18 protein-coding genes and 1 pseudogene are annotated in these 21,036 nt (G+C 62.0%); 16 read left to right on the top strand and 3 right to left on the bottom strand.

Annotated elements, in window-relative coordinates; genetic code table 11:
• Nucleotides 1-7 precede the first annotated feature (7 nt).
• The 12 genes and pseudogenes from ACSC1W_RS18655 (at nucleotide 8) to ACSC1W_RS18605 (ending at nucleotide 12,392) form a co-directional block, all read left to right on the top strand.
• A complete protein-coding gene (locus ACSC1W_RS18655; protein ID WP_435349198.1) occupies nucleotides 8-1,540 on the top strand; it encodes a phenylacetate--CoA ligase family protein in 1,533 nt (510 codons plus the stop codon).
• A 398-nt stretch (nucleotides 1,541-1,938) separates the two neighbouring features.
• Complete coding sequence (locus tag ACSC1W_RS18650; protein WP_435349196.1) at nucleotides 1,939-2,598, top strand: helix-turn-helix domain-containing protein; 660 nt, start codon at nucleotides 1,939-1,941, stop codon at nucleotides 2,596-2,598.
• Between the two features lie 59 nt (nucleotides 2,599-2,657).
• Nucleotides 2,658-2,909, top strand: coding sequence for a ribbon-helix-helix protein, CopG family (locus ACSC1W_RS18645; RefSeq protein WP_435349194.1), 252 nt, complete (start codon nucleotides 2,658-2,660; stop codon nucleotides 2,907-2,909).
• Entirely contained in the window at nucleotides 2,906-3,376 is a 471-nt protein-coding gene (locus tag ACSC1W_RS18640; protein WP_435349193.1) for a PIN domain-containing protein, read from the top strand. The genes ACSC1W_RS18645 and ACSC1W_RS18640 overlap by 4 nt, the downstream gene beginning before the upstream one ends.
• Nucleotides 3,377-3,470: 94 nt before the next feature.
• Nucleotides 3,471-3,641: pseudogene (locus ACSC1W_RS20940) on the top strand (DUF8129 domain-containing protein); the annotation flags it as partial.
• A gap of 321 nt (nucleotides 3,642-3,962) precedes the next feature.
• Nucleotides 3,963-4,355 carry a hypothetical protein gene (locus ACSC1W_RS18635; RefSeq protein ID WP_435349191.1) on the top strand — a complete coding sequence of 131 codons (393 nt, stop codon included), beginning with the start codon at nucleotides 3,963-3,965 and terminating at the stop codon, nucleotides 4,353-4,355.
• Nucleotides 4,355-6,061, top strand: coding sequence for a DUF8186 domain-containing protein (locus tag ACSC1W_RS18630; RefSeq protein WP_435349190.1), 1,707 nt, complete (start codon nucleotides 4,355-4,357; stop codon nucleotides 6,059-6,061). The genes ACSC1W_RS18635 and ACSC1W_RS18630 overlap by 1 nt, the downstream gene beginning before the upstream one ends.
• The gene (locus ACSC1W_RS18625; RefSeq protein ID WP_435349188.1) at nucleotides 6,058-6,927 is read left to right on the top strand and encodes a hypothetical protein; all 870 of its coding nucleotides are present in this window, start codon (nucleotides 6,058-6,060) and stop codon (nucleotides 6,925-6,927) included. The genes ACSC1W_RS18630 and ACSC1W_RS18625 overlap by 4 nt, the downstream gene beginning before the upstream one ends.
• A gap of 4 nt (nucleotides 6,928-6,931) precedes the next feature.
• Entirely contained in the window at nucleotides 6,932-8,158 is a 1,227-nt protein-coding gene (locus ACSC1W_RS18620) for a TrbL/VirB6 family protein (RefSeq protein ID WP_435349186.1), read from the top strand.
• A complete protein-coding gene (locus ACSC1W_RS18615; RefSeq protein WP_435349184.1) occupies nucleotides 8,155-9,165 on the top strand; it encodes a TraC-like domain-containing protein in 1,011 nt (336 codons plus the stop codon). The genes ACSC1W_RS18620 and ACSC1W_RS18615 overlap by 4 nt, the downstream gene beginning before the upstream one ends.
• Nucleotides 9,162-11,183, top strand: a complete 2,022-nt coding sequence (locus tag ACSC1W_RS18610; protein WP_435349182.1) for a VirB4 family type IV secretion system protein — start codon at nucleotides 9,162-9,164, stop codon at nucleotides 11,181-11,183. The genes ACSC1W_RS18615 and ACSC1W_RS18610 overlap by 4 nt, the downstream gene beginning before the upstream one ends.
• A 42-nt stretch (nucleotides 11,184-11,225) precedes the next feature.
• Nucleotides 11,226-12,392 (top strand): phage NrS-1 polymerase family protein, encoded by a 1,167-nt coding sequence (locus ACSC1W_RS18605; protein WP_435349180.1) that lies wholly within the window; start codon nucleotides 11,226-11,228, stop codon nucleotides 12,390-12,392.
• A 621-nt stretch (nucleotides 12,393-13,013) separates the two neighbouring features.
• Here the strand turns inward: ACSC1W_RS18605 and ACSC1W_RS18600 are convergent.
• Entirely contained in the window at nucleotides 13,014-13,799 is a 786-nt protein-coding gene (locus ACSC1W_RS18600) for an IclR family transcriptional regulator (protein WP_435349178.1), read from the bottom strand.
• Nucleotides 13,800-14,718: 919 nt separating this feature from the next.
• On the opposite strand from ACSC1W_RS18600, the gene ACSC1W_RS18595 reads away from it, so the two are divergent.
• Together ACSC1W_RS18595 and ACSC1W_RS18590 are read left to right on the top strand one after the other, a co-directional pair.
• Entirely contained in the window at nucleotides 14,719-15,696 is a 978-nt protein-coding gene (locus ACSC1W_RS18595; RefSeq protein WP_435349176.1) for a TIGR03557 family F420-dependent LLM class oxidoreductase, read from the top strand.
• A gap of 49 nt (nucleotides 15,697-15,745) precedes the next feature.
• The gene (locus tag ACSC1W_RS18590) at nucleotides 15,746-17,485 is read left to right on the top strand and encodes a thiamine pyrophosphate-binding protein (protein WP_435349175.1); all 1,740 of its coding nucleotides are present in this window, start codon (nucleotides 15,746-15,748) and stop codon (nucleotides 17,483-17,485) included.
• Between the two features lie 77 nt (nucleotides 17,486-17,562).
• Here the strand turns inward: ACSC1W_RS18590 and iolM are convergent, their stop codons facing one another.
• Together iolM and ACSC1W_RS18580 are read right to left on the bottom strand one after the other, a co-directional pair.
• Complete coding sequence (iolM, locus tag ACSC1W_RS18585) at nucleotides 17,563-18,717, bottom strand: scyllo-inosose 3-dehydrogenase (RefSeq protein ID WP_435349173.1); 1,155 nt, start codon at nucleotides 18,715-18,717, stop codon at nucleotides 17,563-17,565.
• Between the two features lie 56 nt (nucleotides 18,718-18,773).
• Nucleotides 18,774-19,034 (bottom strand): SDR family oxidoreductase, encoded by a 261-nt coding sequence (locus ACSC1W_RS18580; protein WP_435349172.1) that lies wholly within the window; start codon nucleotides 19,032-19,034, stop codon nucleotides 18,774-18,776.
• A gap of 128 nt (nucleotides 19,035-19,162) precedes the next feature.
• On the opposite strand from ACSC1W_RS18580, the gene ACSC1W_RS18575 reads away from it, so the two are divergent.
• Both ACSC1W_RS18575 and ACSC1W_RS18570 read left to right on the top strand, forming a co-directional pair.
• Nucleotides 19,163-20,662, top strand: coding sequence for a CoA-acylating methylmalonate-semialdehyde dehydrogenase (locus ACSC1W_RS18575; protein WP_435349285.1), 1,500 nt, complete (start codon nucleotides 19,163-19,165; stop codon nucleotides 20,660-20,662).
• A 134-nt stretch (nucleotides 20,663-20,796) separates the two neighbouring features.
• Nucleotides 20,797-20,970: a hypothetical protein gene (locus ACSC1W_RS18570; protein ID WP_435349170.1), complete on the top strand. Its 174-nt coding sequence runs from the start codon at nucleotides 20,797-20,799 to the stop codon at nucleotides 20,968-20,970.
• The last annotated feature ends 66 nt before the right edge of the window (nucleotides 20,971-21,036 follow it).

Genomic DNA, 21,036 nt, shown 5'->3' with positions numbered 1-21,036 from the left:
GTGGAGCGTGAACAGCCTGTCCACAGACAGTATGATGAATCGTGGGTGGCCGCTTTCGAAGTCGTCACCCACCGTCGCTAGGATGAGGCCTGTTAACTATACTCCTCGCTCTCGAATGCACAACGTACTGGAGGATGGCATGAGACAGAGTCCGATAACCAAGGGGAAGCTCGTACTCGACACCTGGCGGCTGAAGCGAGCGGATGCTGCGACGATTGCATCTCGTCAACGACAGCGACTCCAATCCCATCTCGCGTTCGTACGACGTCAGTCCCGATTCTACAAGCAACGGTACGCGGATATCCCCCAGGGGACGACAGATCTTCAGCGCTTTCCGCCAGTGACGAAGGCGATGCTCATGGAGCACTTCGACGACGTCGTCACGGACACGGCGATCACCAGAGCCGAGATCGACGCGTTCGTCGCCGACGAGACGAAGATCGGCGAGCGCTTCCTCGGGAAGTATCCGGTCTGGACCACGTCTGGGACGACCGGGGAACCAGGGATGTTCGTGCAGGACGAGACCGCTTGGACCGTTTCAGACGTGGTGGGCGATCGGTGGATTGTACCAGCGATGGTCGGAGTTTCGCCCCTCTCAAGGCTCTTCACACAGAATCTCCGCATCGCACTGGTCGCTGTCTCGGGCGGTCACTTCGCCGGTGCTGCCGGCCTCGAGATGATGCGTCGAGAATCCGTCTATGGAGAGCGTCGCCTTCGGCTCTTCTCCCCGACGAGCCCGATCGCCGACCTGGTCTCCGATCTGAACCAGTACCAGCCGGCCATCCTCGAAGGCTACTCGACCGTCCTCGTCGAACTGGCGCGAGCCCAGCAAGCCGGTCGTCTCGACATCAGCCCGGCACTCGTTCTCCCCACAGCAGAACCCATCTCCGAGACACAGAAGCGAATGCTCCGGGACACCTTCGATTGTGTGGTCCGAGAGCTCTACGGGGCGACGGAATTCGTCCCCATCGCCGTCGAGTGCGCACACGGGAGTCTCCACGTCAACACCGACTGGGTCGTGGTCGAACCGGTCGACGAGGACTATCAGCCGGTCGAACCTGGAACGCCGTCGGACACCGTCCTCATCACGAGCCTCTCGAATCGGGTGCAACCGCTCGTTCGGTACGATCTCGGGGATAGCATCACGCTGTACGAAGAACGGTGTCCATGCGGAAGCGCATTCCCCATCATGGAGGTCGGCGGACGGCAAGGAGACGTCCTCCAGTTCGAAACCGACGAGGGAGAGGAGGTCCCGATCTTCCCACTCGCACTCTCGAGCGTCGTCGAAGAAGTTCCGGGTGTGCATCGAACCCAGATCATCCGCACAGCCCCCACAACACTTCAGGTCCGCTTCGACGTCACCCCTGGTGCAACCGAGGAGGACGTCTGGAAGCATATCGAACAGGAGCTTCAGTCGTTCCTTCGTACGCACGGGATTAGCCGCATGACCGTCGAAGCGGCATCCGAGCCTCCACGACGGGATTCACGGAGCGGGAAGTTCCGGCACGTCTGGTCCGAACTGGAAGACCAGTCCACCTGATTCTATGCTCAATCGACTCGTGTCTGGGTCTGGGAGATAATCCGCTGAGTTTTACTTTCACGATGGTACGATGACGCGTATATGTAAGCGCTGAGACTACTCGATGGCAGTGGTGACAACCGAAATGAAGCTTGAGGTGCGTTAGCTTACCGAACCGCCTTGCTCGTGAAGCGGGATATCTTCGACATAGGCATCGACGGTTTCCCGCTTCATTTCCCTAGTTCTACCGGTTGAAGTCGGCGCTGTCTATCGATTCACCAGAGCCGTTCGTTTCATTATGCTCGTCTCTAGTGTTTCGGCAGGGTCCACGGCTACCTTTGAGACGAATGGAAAGATTGTAGCTTCATGACCAAACGAGTAATTCTTTTAACTGTTACCGGATTATTAGTAACTATCAGATGTACGAGGTTCTCGACGACACGGCGGCGCAAATAATCCTTGCCATCGAGAGTGGTGACTCCATCCGAGGTGTCGCCCAACATCTCCACACGCCGTACGAGACGGTGAGACAGGCCGTCAATCGGCTCGAAGACGCAGGCTACGTCCACTATGACGACGGTCTCTCAGTCGGCGACGAGCGCGTGAGAGACGCTGCCCGCGAGCTCGTCGCTTCCAGCGCCGGCGTCAGTCCACCCTCCATCGAAGAGGCGTACGTCATCCCACAGTTCGGTGATTGGCCATTCGCTTTCACACGGATTGACGGCGTCTACGTGTGGACACAGGGCGGCTATCAAGTCGGTCGCGAGCCTGACGACTATCCACTGTTCCTTGCCGTCCGTGAGCAGGACGTCGACGCCTGGCAGGCGTTTTTCGAGTCGTTCGACTTCCCAACCGCATTCGAGCGACAACCCCGAGACGACCTGGACGGACCACTGCAGATCGTTCTCGAACCTCGCTCGTCACTCGACATCGAACACGTCGAGGGGTACCCGGTGATCCCGAGAGCCGAGACGATCGAGTATATGCGCGAGAACTACGCCCAATTCCAGTCGGCACTCGACATGCTCGGTCGTATGTACGACGACGTCGACACTGACGCGAACTACCGCCCAAACTAACCTGGTCGCCAACAGAGTATCCATGGACGTTTAAGTCATCGCAGAGCGATTGTGGAGGTATGGCTACGGATCTCACCGAACGGGTGCAAGAGATCGCGGAAGCGCGAGGCATCCCCGAGTCGGAGATCCTCGAACAGGCGCTGGAACGCGGTGTCGAAGACCTCTGGATAGACCTCGTCCTCTCTCGGTATGTGAACGACGAAATCGATCGAGAAACAGCGATCGAACTCGTTGGACGTGACCGCGTCAAGCGTGCAGAACGCGAACTGCAGGCAGTTGAAGACGATGTTCGGTGGGGTCTAAGTGCGTGATTGTTGCGGTCGCTGATACAGGCCCACTTATCCATCTCGACGAAATTGACGCGCTTCAGTTGCTCTCAGCAGTCGATGGGTTATTCATTCCACAGACAGTATACGAAGAACTTGAGGCAGGCACGGTTCCATCTGCGCTCAATAATATCGAGTATGAACTCGTCGAGGCAGAGGAAACCGAACCCACCGTTGATTTAGACCCAGGAGAGACCGCTGCTCTTGCGGTCGCATCTGAGCGCTCAGCTGTCCTTTTGACTGACGACCTTGCAGCCAGAGACGCTGCTGAGGATATCAATGTCGAGGTGCATGGCTCAATCGGTGTCATTGTTCTCGCATACACTCGTGGGGAACTCACCAAATCAAAAGCAGCCGAGCTGATGCGAGCACTCCAAACAGAGACAAGCCTGTTCATTACGGACGCTGTAGTTGAACGAGGAATCACACTGCTCGATGAGTCAACCAGATAATTCTGATGCTACACTCGCCTCTCTGTTGAAAATCCGCTACAACTAGAGCTGTTTCTCCTCGCCACAAGAGCGTGAGGCGAACACCATTGAGTGAGTCACACCAAAACAGCGACTCGAACCGCCAAACACGCGGCTCATCAACGCGGTGATCGTGAGGATTCACGATATGGAGACGCTGCGAGCGTGTGTCGCCTACGAGAACGCGAATCAACAGCGTGTTCGGACCCTTCGCCAACTCGAGCAGCAGTCCGACTCATGCTGGTGAATACGTCATTGCGAACGCCGAGCAGTCCCTCTTCAGAGAAATCATCGGATTTGACCGAGAACTGCGTGCCGCTTCCGAGTTGCTCACGCGGGAGTTCGAAAACGAAGAAAAACTGGAGTACGCAGTCGCGGAAGCAGGCTGGGACGCGGGTATGTCCTGTCCAAATATATTCCTCCATATAGGTGCCCGCACATATGATAAAATAGTGCCTCGCTAGGTAGATTTAATAGAGACAAAGCTGAATACAACACCAGGAACGCACGACGCCTAGTGGCCAGCTCAGACCAGACGCCCCTGGCAACGTGCGTATCGAACCAAATCATGTCCGCAACCGACACACGGGTACTGACAAGTCTCGCTCGAACGACAACCGGCCTCAAGTGGGCCATCCTCGGCGGACTCGCGCTGAGTGTCTTCACGACGCCTGCGCTCGCGCAGGAGACGGGGACGCAGTTCTGTGCCACCGACATGGCACAGACCATCCGGAACGTGTTCTCCGTGATCCAGTTCGGTGGACCACTCATCGGTGGCGTTCTCGCACTGGGGGCGACCGTCTCGATGCCGATGATTCGGCGGTCAGACCTGAAGATGGAGCTCAAAGAGATCCGGAACCAGGGCGTCCTCTGGGGGATCATCGTCGCGCCGCTCGCGACGGTCATCATCCAGTTCATCCTGAACAACGTCGTCGCCGGAGGGACGAGTTGCGCCTTCTAGTGCGCTCCTCGTCGGCGTTCGCGGTGACGCTGGTCGTCCTCGCCGGCGTCGCGAGTGGGGTCGCCCCGACGCTCTCGAACCCACCGAGCAAGCCAGACCACGACGTCGACGAGAGCACGTTCCACACGCTCTGGTCGGGCGACGTCGACGAGGGTGAGGTCCAGAACGACAGCATCGCGATGGCCGAACTGGCGGCGTACGTCGACATCCCGTTCGACGCGCCACCAGCGGCGGTCGCACAGTGGAACGCGGGCGACCACCGCGAGTTCCCGGCGACCGACTGGAACACGTCGGTCGCGCCGGCGACCGCCTCGGTGACGGATGGCGAGTACGTCAGGGACGCCTACGTCTCGGCGTTCGCCGTGAGTCCATCGACCAGGGCACACCTGTCGCCCACGGAGACGCCGCTCTACGTCGGCCCGGACGGGACCGTTCGCGCGGCGCTCGACTATCGGGTCCACGTTCCCACGTCGGAGAACACGAGTACGGGCCGCGTCTCGTGGACGGTTCGCGACCACGAGGTCTCGGCGGTTCGGCTGCTCGTCGACGGGCAACTCGAAGACGACACTTCGGGGACACACGCCCCCGTCCTCTCGTACGACCGACTCGACAAGTATCCGGGGACCGACCACGACCTCACCGTCGAGGCCGACGTCACCGTCTCGCTCGAACGGACCGTCGAGACGCGCGTCCGTCGCTGTGAGGACGAGGACGCAGGACCCAACACGACCTGTTCGGCGTGGAGAGTCGAGTCGACGAGTGTCTACACGGAGACGGTGACCGTCGAGGATACGGTCGCGGTCGAGGCGTACGAACTGGTCGCGTCGGTCCGTGCGGTCGAGTACCCCGACGGCGACAGCGGCATCGCCGTGAACTCGCCACAGCCGTGGCGTGGGTTCGACCTCGACACGGGGTCGGTCACCGGTCGGTGGTCGTTCTACTCCGCCCGCGACCGCGCGTGGGACACGCTCACCAGACGGACCAGCAACCGGTCGGTCGCCGTCGAGTCGCCAGCGCAACCGTTGCAGGTGCACGCCTATCCGTCACCCGAGCGGATCGGCCAGTCGGCGACCAGCGAGGGCGACGTGAGGGTCCTCGCCAGCAACGGCATCGCACGGGAGGCGCCGTCGCTCCCCGAGCGCATCGAACTCGGCGTCGCGAACGGGAGCTACACGCCGAGCGACCGTGTCGCGGTTCGGACCGACCCGCTCGATGCAGGAACGACAGTCCAGGTACACGGGCTGGTCCGTGGCGTGAGCGTCGAGCGGCCGCTCTCGACGGTCCAATCGACGCGGCTCGCCGGGACGACCCTCGCGGTCGAGGTGCTCGAGACGACCCCAGATAACGTGACCCTGGAGGTGACGCTCCGGGACGCGGAGACAGGTGCTCCGATCAACACGGACTACCGGACTGGCGTGATCCACATCGGCGAGTCCACCGTTCGGACGGGCGACGACGGGACGGGGACGGTGACGGTTCCCCGGCGGAGCGTCTACAACGCCCGGTACGAGCCCCGGACGTGGTGGGACCACGGTGCGACCGACCTCGGGTCGGGAGACCACGTCTACGTCGCCGGGTCGGTCGGCAATCTCGTCGACGCGGCGTTCCGCGCTGGAGTTCCACTCGGCGTCGTCCTGTTCGCTGTCTTCCTCGTCGACCGAATCACCGGCTGGCGAATCTGGCCGCCGTGGAGGCGGGTACGATGAGACGACCACGGCTGTCCCGGCGGACGTTCCTCGCTGGTGGGACGGGCCTCGCGTCGACGGCTATCGCGGGGTGTCTCGGACTCGGTGAGTCACCCGACGGCGAGCAGACAGCCACGCCCTCCCGGGGGGAACACCAGTTCGACGACGCCTCGCCTATCTCGTCGGTCGAGACGACCGCGACCGAGCTGGTCGTCTCGCTCCGCGACGACGCCGACGTCTCGGAGGTGAACCTGATCGCTCCCGACGGGACTGCGTTCGCACGGAACTCGGTCGTGACCGGGGAGACGGCGGTTCGGATTCCAATCGTCGATCCAGGTGCTCGGAGATTCGACGAGAACCACTACACACCCGGTGAGTATACGGTCGTCAGCGTCACCGAGGAGAGGTCGTATCGTACTCCGATTCAGCTGTCGCCCAAGCTACGCATCGTAGATGTACGCCCTACTTACGATGACGAGCGATCGGTGGCGACCGGGAATCTGGCCGTAGATGTAGAAAACATCGGTTCAGCCCCGACGTGGGTATTCCAGGTCGTCTACGACGGTGCCCCATATCCAGAGGCGAATTCGGGTCTTGCTGACTACACGCACATCCCAGAATTATCGTCGCCAGATGACACAGTGGACACGATAATCGCACCTGGAGAGACAAGCACGTTCGTCGGATTCAGACGACCACTCCAGTTCCTGAATGAGGGTGAATCGGAGTGCACGTACGACCCAGTAGCGTTCCAGATGACCATCGGTACTGGACTTGGAAGTAACCCGGTCGCGAACGTCAGGGCCACTGTCTCGGGAGACGTCCGGTCACGGTGGAACTATAACATCTGTAGTGACGTCTCGGTCGAGTTCGAGGAGGTGCGCTAGACTCGTGGGCCTGAAAGAGGTCATCATTGACGCGCTCACGGAACTCATCGATACTCTGTTCGAACCGCTCGAAGCAGTGGTCGAGGAGTACTCGGATGACGTTCTGAATTTCGTGGTCGGAACGGATGCGCCGAACGCGGTGTTCAGTCGGCCGACGAACGGGGTGTGGCCGAACCTCTACGATTACTACTGGGAGACGATCTTCCCGCTGGCGTTGACCCTGTGGGCGCTCTCGATCGGGTTGGTCATCTTCCTCGAATCGACGAGCAACCTCTTCGGCGGCTACCAGCGAGCGAAGCTGAAACGACGGGCCTTCTCGGGTCTCCTCGGAGTGCTCTCCTGGTGGTGGATGGCCGCGTTCTCGATGCAGTTCGTGGACTCGCTCACCGGGTATATCCTGCCCAATCTTTCGGACATCACGCTGTTTCACTCGGCCTCGTTTACCGCCATGGGCGTCCTCGGCTACGCGATGTCGATGGCAGTCAGCAACTCGTTGCTGGTGTCGATCGCGGTCATCTATCTGGCGAGACGGCTCGCGATCTACATGTTCGTCCTGCTGATGCCGGTGCTCATCGTCATGTGGATTCCGTGCCTCGGGCCGTTCGCCGGTGTCGCGCGCCTCATGAAGCGGCTGGCGGGCTTCTACGTCCCGTTCCTGTTCATGACGCTCCCGACGGCTGTCCTGTTCCAGCTGGGCCACCTCCTCGGCAACGACTTCGGCCTGTCAGTCTCCGGGTTCACGGCCTGGCTCGTCGCCCTCGTGATTCCAGTGCTCGCGCTGGTCGCGCCGTTCATCCTGTTCTGGCAGGCCGGGGCGATGTTCCTGGCGAGTGAACGGATCAGCCGCCAGGTTTCGGTCAAGCAGGCGAGACAGCGGATGGGGAAGACGAGGGCGGCGGGGTCGGCGACCGTTCACGGTGGACGCAACCTCTCGCGTGGCCTCCGAGGGGAGAGTGCGGTCCGTCGCGACGGCCAGACCGTCTTCGGGTCTGGCGAGTCGCGGGCGCACGCCGCAGGGTCGCGACTCCGCGGCGGCGCACGGCACTTCTCGAGCGCCGTCTCGACGGGTGGTGGCGACCAGGGCGGTGGGGGCGGACGCACATTCGACCGAGGCGCGGAGCGAACGTCGCGCAACGAGTCGTTCGATGCGCTTCGCCCCCTGCCGAGAACAGACTCACGAATACCCGAACTTCCCGATCCGACGAGCGACACGGAGCGTGATTCAGAGTGACGACTGACCCCGCGAAACGAGTTCCGAAGTCGATCGGCACAGATGCGAAACTGTTCGGCACGTACACCCTGACCGACCTCGCGGTCGGCCTGTTCCCTGGCGTCATCGTCGTGCTGGTGACGCAACTGGTCCTGCCGCCGACGGCGACGGTGGCGGGCTATCGCGTCCAGTCGGTCGCCATGCCGGTGGCAGCGGTGGCGGTCGCCGTCGGCGTGCTGTTCGTCTACCTGACGCCATCGTACACGTCCAGTCTCGACTGGGTGGGGGCGATGCTCGGCTACCACCGTCGGCCGACGCGACGCGACCACGAGGCGGCGAAGGAGTTCACGCAGGTCGAGCGCGTCTACCCGGAGGCGAACGCCATCGAGCGCACCGACGGGACGTTCGTCGGCCTCGTACAGGTCGACCCACCGATGCTGGCACTCGCGACCGACGAGGAGTGGAACCGCACGACGACGGCGTTCCAGGAGTTCCTCAACACCACCGTCGAGTTCCCCGTGCAGTTCTACTCGACGACCCGTGCGTTTCCGGTGGAGGAGTACCTCGCACACTACGAGGCACGACTCGGGGACCCGGACGTCGAGGCGAACCCGCGGCTGGCGTCGCTCATCGAGGAGTACGTGGCGTGGTACGAGGACGACCTCGCCGCGCGACGGATGACGATTCGGGACCACTACGTCGTCGTGCCGGTGCGGCCGGACGAGGTCCAGTTCGAGCGCGAGAGCATCGTCCAGCAACTGGCGGCCGTCCCCCTCCTGGGGTTGTTCGTCCGGGCGCTGGCCGCGCCGCCGAAGGCGACACAGCGCGCCGCGTTGAGCGAGACGCTCGACGAGCGCGTCACGAGAATCACGGGTGGCCTGCGCGAGATCGACGGCTGTGCCGCCAGCGAGGTGCCCGTCGAGGACGCGACCACGGTCGTCGCCGACTTCTGGGCCGGCCAGGACCAGCCCCAGGGTGACCTGCGGCGTCGGCTTCGGACCACGCCCATCGTCGGAGGGCCGCGATGATTCGGCGCTTCCTCGGCAAGATCAGAAGCACCACCGACGACAGTGAAGACGCTGACGTGGAGTCCGAGGCGACCAGCGAGTATCCCGGAAGCGAGAGCCCGCTCGATTCGATCCCCGACATCCACCGGACGCTCGTCAGCCCGGACTGCATCGAGGAGGAACCCAACGCCGTCCGAACGGGAGAGCAGTGGGCGCGCACGCAGTGGGTGGCGGAGTTCCCCGATGCGCCGACGGACGGGCTCTTCGAGACGCTGTATGCGACGAGCGAAACGCGCGAGACGGACGTCTCCATCCACGTCGACCCGCGCGACACCGAGCGCACGCTGAACGTGCTGGAGAACAAGCTCGAAACGCTCGAAGCCGACTACGAGTACCTCAGCGAGCGCCACCGCGCCGGTGCCCGTGGCATCCGCAAGGACCTCGAGGACTACCGGGACCTCTACGACGTGCTCCGGAACACGCCGATGACGGCGTTCGACGTCTCGATGTACCTGACGACGCGGAGCGAGGCACCCGGGGACGGCCGGGTCGACGTCGACGGCGTGTCGAACGCGGCACGGCGCGCGCCGGCGAACCTGACGCCGGTCACGCCGCGCTGGCAGCAACTCGACAGCCTCGTCTCGGCGAGTCCGATCGGCGTGAACCGGCTGGACGACTCCCTGGACGCGTCGACGCCGATGCTCGGCGGGGCCGTCGGTGCGATGTTCCCGTTCGTCGCGGGTGCGTTCGCGGAACCGGGCATCGAGTACGGCACCTACGCGCGCAACGAGAGCCCGCTTATCCTCGACCGGTTCGCCCGGGAGACGGGCTACTGTGCGATGGTCATCGGGAAACTCGGCGCCGGGAAGTCCTTCTCGACGAAGCTGCAGTTGCTGCGGCGGGCGATGTACGACGGCGACACCGTCGTCGTGATGCTGGACCCGCTGGAGGGGTTCGCGGGCGTGAACGAGGCGCTCGGCGGCGAGCGTGTCACGGTCGGAGGGACGCGAGGGGTCAACCCGCTCGAACTCCGGGAGACGCCGAAGGACGTCCTGGAATCCACGCCGGACCTGGACCCGTGGGCCGAGCAGATCGCGTGGGTGCTCAGCTTCTTCGAGACGTTCTTCACGCACGTCGCGGCGAACCCGCTCGGCGACCGGACGCAGACGCTCCGTCGTGCCGTTCAGGAGACGTACGAACGGGCGGGCATCACGCGCGACCCGTCGACCCACGGCAGGGACTCGCCGACCATCACCGACCTCGTCGAGATCCTGGAGTCGATGCTGGCGGACCCCGCGGCCTACGGCTATCCGACCGTGGGCGAGCAGGAGCGCATCAGGACGGATGCGGAATCGCTCCTGACGGACCTGCGGCCGTCGTTCCGTCCGGACGGGGACTTCGCGAACCTCGCACAGCAGAGCGAGTTCGACCTCGACGCGCCGGTCGTCTACCTGGACCTCCACCAGGAGGAGGGTGTGCGTGGGAACGCAGAGACGAGTCTGATGATGCAGGTGCTGTTCAACGCGGTGTACGAGCGAGCGAAGGGGACGGCCAAGCGCGTCGTGTTCGTCGTCGACGAGGCTCACTACCTGCTCCACGACGCGACGTCGCTGGGGTTCCTGGAGACGGCGGTCAGACACAGCAGGCACTACGACCTGTCGCTGCAGTTCATCACGCAGACCGGTGGCGAGTTCGCGCTGACGCCGGAGGCGCGGACCATCGCCAGTCTGTGTTCGATGACGCTCATCCACCGCGTCGATGAGGAGGCCGAGAAGCTGGCGGAGTGGTTCGGCCTGAGCGAGCGCGAGGTGAACTGGGTCCGGACCGCGAAGGCGGGCAACGACGAGGACGGCTACTCGGAGGCGCTGCTCGGCGTCGACGAGGAGGGCTGGTTCCCGCTCCGGGTTCGTGCGAGTCCGTACGAACGAACGGTGCTCGACGGAGTACCGGACGAGGTCGAAGGGAGAGGGGGCGACCAGCAGCAGGAGCTGGAGGTCGATGCCGGACTGCGGCCGGACGGGGGTGATGAACGTGCGTAGGCGAGCCGTCGATGGAACGCCGATGGGACTCCGGAGGGAGCGATGACGGTCAACTCGGAGTCGATTCCAGCGGTCCTGCGGGAGTACCCGCAGTGGGTCTGCTGGCGCGCGAAGGAGCGCGACGGGAAGGCGACGAAGGTCCCAATCGACCCGACGACGGGGTCGTTCGCGTCGGTGTCGGACCCGGAGACGTGGACGCACTACGAGGTGGCACTCGGTGCGTCCGCTGCGGAAGACGGCCTCGGGTTCGTGTTCACCGACGAGGACCCGTTCGTCGGCGTGGACCTCGACGACTGCCGGAGCGACGGCGAACTCACGGAGTGGGCGGCCGACATCGTCGACCGTCTCGACTCATACACCGAGGTCAGCCCGTCGGGTGAGGGCGTTCACGTCCTCGTCGAGGGAACGATTCCGGGGTCGAAGTCGCGCTCCGGGTCGGTCGAGTGCTACGAGTCGGCGCGCTTCTTCACCATGACCGGCGAGCGAGTCGACGGGACTGTGGCCGATATCGAGCAGCGCCAGGAGTCGCTGGCCAGGGTCTACGACGAGTACGTCTACGGGGACGATGACCAACAGGAGCCGTCTGGGATGGGGAGGAAGTCGGAATCGTCGAGTGCAACGAGTCTCTCGGACGCGGCGCTGGTGGAGAAGGCCCAGAACGCGAAGAACGGGGAGAAGTTCACACGACTCTGGAACGGTCGCACGACTGGCTACGAGAGCCAGTCCGAGGCGGACATGGCCCTGTGCTGTCTGCTCGCGTTCTGGACTGGCGGGGACATTGGTCGGATGGACCGACTGTTCCGCGAGTCGGGGCTGTACAGGGACAAGTGGGACGAGGTCCACTACGCCGACGGGTCGACGTACGGCGAGCAGACCGTGGCTCGTGCGGTTCGAGTCTCTGGTGAAACCTACGACGGTGACGTGACTGACAACGGGGATTCCGACCCTCGTGTCGAACGTCAGGATTCCGCTTCGCCGTCACAGGACGTGGTATTGCTCACCGAGCGAGTCGAAGTCCTCTCCGACCGGATCCGGACACTCGAACGTCAGTTGAGTGAATCACGAGAGGAGATCGACCGGTTGACCCGGAAAACCGAACAGGCAATGTCCCAGCTAGAGTCGGCGGCCGATCCGCCGGGTGAACCCGACTCGAAGAACGAGCAAGTCACGGGACTGCGGCGGCTACTGTCTGTCTTCGGGAAGTCGTGACCTTGGTGCTTCCAGTGCATCCTTGTACGAGTCGAACCAATCGGCGAAAAGGTGTCTACGTCTCGGCACACGTCACGATTGATGGCGTCGCAGACGTGAGCCGCCGAAAGGTAAAGAACATCTATCACGAATCAAGCAATCTCTCCGACGCTTTCGAGATGCAGATTGATCAACGACTCTGAAGACTTCATCCGGCGCCCCCGCTTCACTGAGACCGCTTTCTACTCTGTGAGCTTCGTGTAGACTGTGTTCCCGTACCCGTCCGTCCTCACGTTCATCTTGGAGATTCTACGGATTAAGGGACGATTGCACTCCGGGCAGCTCCGCCCGGCCATATCAAGCTCTACCACCGCTTCACACGAAGTAAATTTCTGGACGGCGAACCACTTAGGCGTTCACGGCTACTATCGCAAGTCGACGAAATGGAGTTCTCCTGCGGAACAGGTGCTAAAACCCCTTCGTTTACGGTGAGGGGGATGACACAGTGGTTTGGCCCCTACGATCAATGCTCGGCAGAGTGGTTCCTCAAAAGATAGACCACCGAGAGAAACATCAATATACTATTATAGATAAGAAAGTTATATTTCGGTGTCGGTATCTCCGTCCGGAGACAATGCGACGTCAGGAGAACTGAGCGTTGATCTCGATGACGTTCGCAGACCGGCGTACCATTTGGGGGAGCTCCTCTTCGAAGTATGCACCCTCGATCCGCCGGGCGGGACCGGAGACGCTTATCGCGCCGAGCAACTCGCCGTTGCGTTCGACGGGACAGGCCACACAGCGAAGGCCCTCGATGAGTTCTTCGCGGTCGAACGCGTAGCCCCGTTCCCGGACTTCCGCAAGTTCCTCGGACAACTCTTGCCTCGTGGTGATGGTCTGTGCCGTGAATCGGGGGAGGCCGTGCCGCTCCACGATAGCTTCGACGCGGTCGTGGGGGAGGTGCGCGAGCATCGCCTTCCCGAGGGATGTACAGTGCATGTACTCACGCTTCCCCGGCGAGGAGGCCGTCTGGACAGCTTTTTCACCGGCCTGCTTGTGAATGTACACGACGTTACCGTGTTCTTCGACGGCGAATTGTGCTACCTCCCCACTTTTCTCCGCGAGGTCCGTTAGTTCCTCCTCGACGACATCGTAGTTCCTGAGGCGGCTCTTGACCCCCTCCCCTAGATCGAGGTAATACAGACTCAGCTGGTACTCACCCTCCTCCTTCACTAGATGCTTGTGGTCGACGAGTGTCGAGATGTGCCCGTGAATCGTGCCTTTCGAGCGGCCCAATGCGTTGGCAATCTCTGTCACCCCGGCAGCCCCCTCCTGGTGAAGATACTCGATAATCTCGAGCGTAATCCCCACGGACTCCACGGTACGCTGCTTCGAAGCCATGACAGAGAAGAGCATGGTCACCGCCATGAATCATTCGCATAGTGAAAGTAGAGAAATACTCCCAACCGGACTTCGCCTATATATAATGTGACAATACTAGCAAACTACCTCGCTAACAGAATACCGTTCGCTACTAGCGAACGTAGATATGCTAACCGTACCCGATTCCGTTTCGTTGAATTGGATATTCGATCCAGGGGTTAAATGCGCTATACGCATGCAACCCCCACTCAAAGGACCCGTAGGGAACTCGACGTCGCCACTCATACTCCGCCACTGTGGAACTGGCTGGAGGAAACCATTAGCTTCGCGACGACAACGAGATTGACACGCTCGGACGGCCTGGGAGGCGTTCTCGGCTACTTCCTGGTCACAAGTTTCTGATCGGTACACTGATCTGTCTAGTATTACAGTGAAATAAATGTATAGGCCAGCTAACATGGAAGCCGGCCCTTTACAACTATAGGTGTGTAACAAATACCGTGCCGTTACCTCGCGTCGCGCCAGGCCTCGGGGTGACGATCGGAGATAGGTGAGCCGCGCTCCGGGACGATATTCGCAGTTGCCACACATACTCTGCCGCAAACCGGCACTTTCCAGTTCGCCATCGTTCGGCCAGCGCGAACGGATTTTGACGACCTTAATGGGGAGGATCACACGCATTTTGAGGCCATTTCCGGGCCCCACTGGATGCAACGACCTCCTGACGACGACCTATTAACCTATTCTAGTGGAACGTTCACTCGTTGGGTTGATTAGTCGGTTTCCTGGTGGCGCAGTCCCCAGGGGGCGATAGAACGTTCGTGAGCAGCGAACGATAGTCCGCGCGTACGTCTTCCTACACTGTGCCAGTCGACCCGATCGGTCCGTGCCTCGGCTTCGCAGAACGACGGTACGCCGATTGACCAGTAACGATATTACGGTCCTCCCCAACGTTTGGAGTACGATGGTCACGATAGGCTATATGGCCCATCAGGAGCAGTACAGCCCGTCCGAACTACTCTCCTATACGGAACTTGCCGCGGACAACGAGTTCGAGTTCGTCTGGACATCGGATCACTTCCACCCGTGGTTCCACACGGACGCGGAGGCCGGGTTCGCCTGGTCTTGGTTGGGCGCGGCCATCGAACGTGTCGATCTGCCGCTGGGGACATGTGTCACGCCGGCAGGCGAACACTACCACCCCGCCCTGATGGCCCAAGCGTTCGCGACCCTCCAGGAGATGCACGACGAGCGCATCGTCCTCGGCCTCTCGACCGGCGAGGCAATGAACGAGAAACCGCTCGGCCACGAGTGGCCTGAGTATCCGGTTCGTCGTGAACGCCTCGAAGAGACCCTTGAGATCATCCACGCACTCTGGGAGCGCGACGACTTTGTCGACTACGATGGGAATCACTTCGATGTCGATGATGCCCACCTGTACACGATGCCCGACGAACGACCCGAGGTCCAGATTGCCGCGAACGGCCCGAGTACCGCGTCATTGACCGGCGAGTACGGTGATGGCTTTATCACCGTTAAGACTGGTGAGGAGTACACCGAGCGTCTCTACCCGGCGATCCGGAAGTACACCGACCAGGCCGGCCGCGATCCTGACGAGATCGAGACGTCGCTACTCGTGATCGCCTCCTACGATCCCGACTACGAGACTGCACTCGAAGCGACCAGGCCCTGGTGGGCGACGACCCAGAATATCTTCGATCGTGGGCTTGCGAACCCGAAGGAGATCGAGGAGGAAGGAAAGCAGGCAACGCGGGAGGAAGTCGAGAACAAGTTCCTCATTGCCGACGACCCCGCTGAGCTAGCAGCGGAACTTGAACGGTACGCAGAGATGGGTTTCGACCAGATCCTGCTCGGGAACACGAGTCCGGACCCCGAACGGTTCTTCGAAGTCATGGGAGACGAAGTCATCCCGGCCGTGTAGCTCCCGCTTGACCCCAGTATTTTTATCCTCAGCTAGAGTCGTTCCTCCCATGCCTGAGCTAACAGGTGGCGAAATCATTGCAAAGTACCTCGAAAAAGAAGGGGTCGAGTACCTCGCCGGCATCCCCGGCCACGGCAGCACGAACCTCCTCGATGGGTTCAACGACGCAGACATCGAGGTCCTCCAGCCACGACACGAGCAAGGGGCCGTCCATCTGGCCGATGGCTACTATCGTGCCTGTGGCGAACCGATGGCCGTATTCACCTCTATCGGGCCCGGCGCGACCAACACGGTCACCGGGGTCGCGACCGCCTACGTCGATTCGATCCCGCTGATAGTCTTCACGGGTGCCCCCCAGACCCACGAGTACGGCGAGGGCATCCTCCAGGAGATAGACCGTCAGAAGCCGGGTGACTTCCCCAGCGTGATGGAACCGGTCACGAAGCAGAGCTTCGAGGTACGTGACGTCGAACAGCTTCCCCGGACCCTCCGCCGGGCGTTCCAAATCGCACTCTCCGGGCGCCCTGGCCCGGTCCACGTCGACGTCCCCATGGATGTGCAGGGTGCCGTCGCCGACGTCGAACTACCTGAGCCGACCCAGAGTCGGCCACACAGCCGGCCGGGCGGCGACCCGCGAACCGTCTCCGATGCGGCGGAACTGCTCGCGGACGCCGACCGCCCAGTGATCGTCCCGGGTGGCGGGACGATGCTCTCGGCGGCCTGGGACGAGGTTCTAGAACTGGCGGAGTACCTCCAGGCACCGGTCATCCCGACCTTCCAGGCGAAAGGGATCGTTCCGGAGGACCACGACCTGTTCGTCGGCTACGCCGGCTGGATCGGCTCCTCGGCCGGCAACGAACTCGCGTCGAACGCCGACGTGGTTCTGGCCATCGGCTGTCGCTTCTCCGACCTGCACACCTCGTCCTTCGAAGAAGGCGTCAGTTTCGACATTCCGCCGAGCAAGCTCGTCCACGTCGACATCGACCCCCAGGAGATCGGGAAGAACTACCCGGTCGAGGTCGGCATCCAGGGCGACGCGAAGGTCGTCACCGGCCAGATTCGTGACGAAATCGAGAGCCGGATGGACCCCGTCTCCTCCGAGAACAACGAGTACTACGACGAGATCCAGGAACTGTGGACCGAGTGGGAGGAACGCGTCGCGGAACGGTGGTCCGACGACAGCGTCCCCATGAGCATCTCGCGGGTTCTCGCCTCACTGCGGGACGTCCTTCCCCGGGACGGTATCGTGGTCACGAGTGCCGGCCAGCCCCAGGAGACCACGAATCCCGAGTTCCCAGTCTACGAGCCCCGCACCAACATTTCCTGTGGGGGCTTCTCGACGATGGGCTTCGGAATTTCGGCCGCAATCGGCGCGAAACTCGCCCAGCCCAACAAGCCCGTCGTCAACCTCGAGGGCGACGGGTCATTCCTGATGTGCGCTTCCGACGCCACCTGTGCGGTTGAGCACGGCGTCGACGTCACTTATCTCATCGTCAACAACCACGGGTGGACGTCCATCCGTAACCTACAGGTCAACAAATATGGCTGGGACCGCGTCCTGAATACGAAATTCGACGAGGAGACCGACGTCAACTACATGGACCTGGCCAGTTCGTTTAACATCGACTTCGCCGAGCGGGTCGTCAAGCCCGAGAATCTCGACGACACCCTCGAACGAGCCATCGCCCACGAGGGACCGGCGATTGTCGAGGCCATCGTCGAGGAGGACAACCCCGAGTCCGGTGCAATCATCACCGGCGAGTGGGACCTCGCGGACGTCGAGAAGTAGCGACGAACCTCGTTTTCGTCGTCCCAATCTCCACTCGATTCTTTCTCTCCCCTCTTCTGAACCTCTCCGCGAGTGACCTACATCTCGACGAGGACCTTCCCGTCGATGCGCTTTCTGGCCTGGCGGACCGCATCATCGGCGTCGGCCAGGTCGAAGGTCGACGTGACGATGGGGAGGTTGTCGAGGTGTCCGGCCGCCATCAACCGGATGACGCGGGGATATATCCCTTGCCCCGTGTGGCCTTCGGACCCGTACATCTGTGCAGTCGCACCTTGGTACTTCCGGAGTGCGAGCTCCGGGGCCGTTGCTGCGTTGCTGATGTGCACGACGTTGGCTCCCTCGGCGAGGGTGTCGTCGATGACGGGATAGGTCTGAGTGACGGCACCGCTAGTCTCGACGTGAACGTCCCCGCCCATACCCTCGGTCACCTCGTTGATCATCGCCACCGGATCCGTCTCGATAGGGTTGTAGACGTGTTGGAAGCCCAGGTCCGCTGCAATTGCCCGGCGTTCGTCGCTGGGCTCGAAGGCGATGACTTTGCCGGCACCGGCGGCACGGGCGACGTTCATCCCTGTGAGCCCGATGGGACCGGCACCGTGGAAGACGTAGTAATCACCCGGCTGGATACCCTCGGCGCGCCCGAAGAGCCCGTAGTAGTTGATGGTGCTGGGTTCTATCGTCGCCGCGGCACGGTAGAAGCTACGATCGTCTTCGTAAGCGTTCCGTAGCTCGGAGACGTCCCAGAGAATCTTCTCGGGGACCGCGACGTACTCCGCGAAAGCGCCGGGGATGGTGAATCCGAGCTGTTCGAAGTTGTTACAGTGGCCGTGGTGGCCGCGACGGCACATCTCACACCGGCCACAGTAGTCGGTGACCTCAGCAGTGACCGGATCGCCCTCCTCGAAGAGATCGACGTCAGCACCGGTCTCGACGACGTCGCCTACGAACTCGTGACCAATCACGTTCGGATACCGCGTGTATGCCGAGTAGTGCATGTAGCCGTCGTCGTCAGTTTCAGTCATGGCGACGTCGCTGCCACAGACGCCGGTACAGCGGACCCGGACGAGCACCTCGTCGTCGTCGGGTTCTGGACGCTCGCACTCCTCGACACGCAGTTCCGGGTGTTGCCAGACTTGGCCGCTATTCATCGCCTTGTGCGTCTCGCTTTCCTCGGGAGACAGTTCGTAGTCGTCCCTTGGGTTCCACTCCGCATCAAGTACGAGTGCTCGCATGCGAGAGACCACCACCCGCCGACTTTTAACTGTATGGGTCAGCCTCAGTAGGTAGTCTACCCGCCATCGACGTAGACCAGTTCGCCGGTCACGTAGTCTGCGGTGTCGCTAGCGAGAACGAGGACGGTCGGAGCGATAGGTACTGGGTAGCCCGGTCGATTCAGCGGTATGGCTATTTTGAGGTCGCCGGCCTCGACGGCCGCCCTTTTCTCGTCCACACCGGAGCCGACTCCTCCGCGATCGCTTCGTCCGATGCCGGAACTGCTGCCGGTCACAATCACTGTGTCCTCCGTGAAGTGGAAGCTGACCGGTCCCATGGACAGTAATTCAGAAGCAATCCATACCACCTTGTCAGCTCCCCCAGTATGGCAGTTTACGCTCGCGGAGGAGGGGCAACTCGGGATTGCATAACACATATATAACTATGGAAAGGAAATTATCGTGTATGACGAGCCAGCGAAAGCGGTTGTCAGAAGCGACCGCAATCCCCGACACGGTGAACAATTACGTCGGCGGCGAATGGGTCGATCCCACCGGTGACGAAGGACAGGCCGTCGTCAACCCAGCGACGACCGATGACCTCGCCCGGGTGGGCTTCTCGACGGTTGAGGACGTCGACGAGGCCGTCCAGGCTGCGAACGAGGCCTTCGTGGAGTGGCGACGGACGCCCGCCGCCGAGCGCGTCCAGTACGTCTTCGACCTGAAGCGAGAACTCGAGGACCGAACGGAGGAACTCGCCCACGCGCTCACGATGGAACACGGGAAGAATCTCGACGAAGCCCGCGGTGAGATCCAGCGTGGCATCGAGAACGTCGACGTCGCGACCGGCATCCCGAATATGTTACGAGAGGGCAGCGGTAACGTCGAGGACGTCGCCCGCGATATCGACGAGACGGCCGTCCGTCAACCACTTGGCGTGTTTACTGCGATTACGCCGTTTAACTTCCCGGCAATGATACCCCTGTGGTTCCTGCCGTACGCCGTGGCGACCGGTAACACGTTCATCCTCAAGCCTAGCGAGAAGGTACCACTGAGCTCACAGATCATCTTCGAGGCCGTCGAGGCCGCGAACTTCCCTGACGGGGTCGTCAACCTCGTCAACGGGGGCGTCGACACCGTCAACGCACTCCTCGAACACGGGGATATCGAGGGCGTCTCCTTCGTCGGAAGTACGCCGATTGCCCGCCACATCTACGAGACAGCGGCGGAACACGGCAAGCGAGTTCAGGCACAGGGAGGCGCAAAGAACTACGCCGTCGTCACGGACCACGCTGAACTCGACGCCGCCGTGCCGAATCTGATTGGCTCGGTCTACGGCAACGCCGGCCAGCGCTGTCTCGCCAACGACGTGGTCGTCGGAGTCGGCGACGTCTACGACGATCTCTACGACCGACTGCTCCACGCCGTCGACGACCTGACCGTCGGGAACGGTCTCGACGAGGAGACCGACATCGCCCCGCTGATCACCGCCGAATCACGCGAGCGGGTTACGGACATGATCGATAACGCCGTCGATGAGGGCGCCGAACTCGTCGTCGACGGTCGCGACTTCGAGCACCCCGAGTACCCCGAAGGCAACTTCATGGGGCCGACACTGCTTGCCGACGTCACCGGCGACATGGAGATTGCCCAGGCGGAGATCTTCGGGCCGGTCCTCTGTCTTGCCCATCTTGACACCCTGGATGACGCCATCGAGTTGGTAAACGGCACCAACTACGGCAACGCCTCGAGCATCTACACCGAGAACGGCGCCGAGGCCCGACAGTACCGCTATGAGGTCGATGCCGGTAACATCGGCATCAATGTCGGCGTCTGTGCACCCATGGGATTTTTCCACTTCGGTGGGACTAAGGACTCGTTCTTCGGCGACCTTCACGCCCAGGGCGAGGACGCGGTGAACTTCTACACCGACAAGACAATCGAGATCACTCGCTGGTACAGCTGATCGATCCTCGCACGGGGCGGGCCCGTGCACTCCCGGAGTTCCTTCAGCCGGTACGACGCCGCGGACGCTTTTCGCGGGACGTACCGTTCGTCTTCGTATACGAACCGGACGACCTCGACGCCATCCACTCCAAGATGGTCCAATACGACGGTCCGGACCCGGTCGAGACAGTCGGCCAGCGTGACAGGACCGAGACCGGCGGCATTATGACCGGAGCGTGGCATCTTCTCGGGTTGAGCGAAGTCTACGAGTCTGCCGAGCGGGACGATGCCGACGCGGAGGGCAGGGAATCTGCCGGTGACGACTGAAGGGGAGCGACCGCGGGCGGTAGCCAGTCGGGATGTGCAGCGACGATAATTGTTTTCACGCCACAC

Source organism: Haloarchaeobius marinus (genome assembly GCF_051207415.1).
GTDB lineage: Archaea > Halobacteriota > Halobacteria > Halobacteriales > Natrialbaceae > Haloarchaeobius.
The sequence above is the reverse complement of the archived record's forward strand: the minus strand, read 5'-3'. Positions and strand labels throughout refer to the sequence as shown.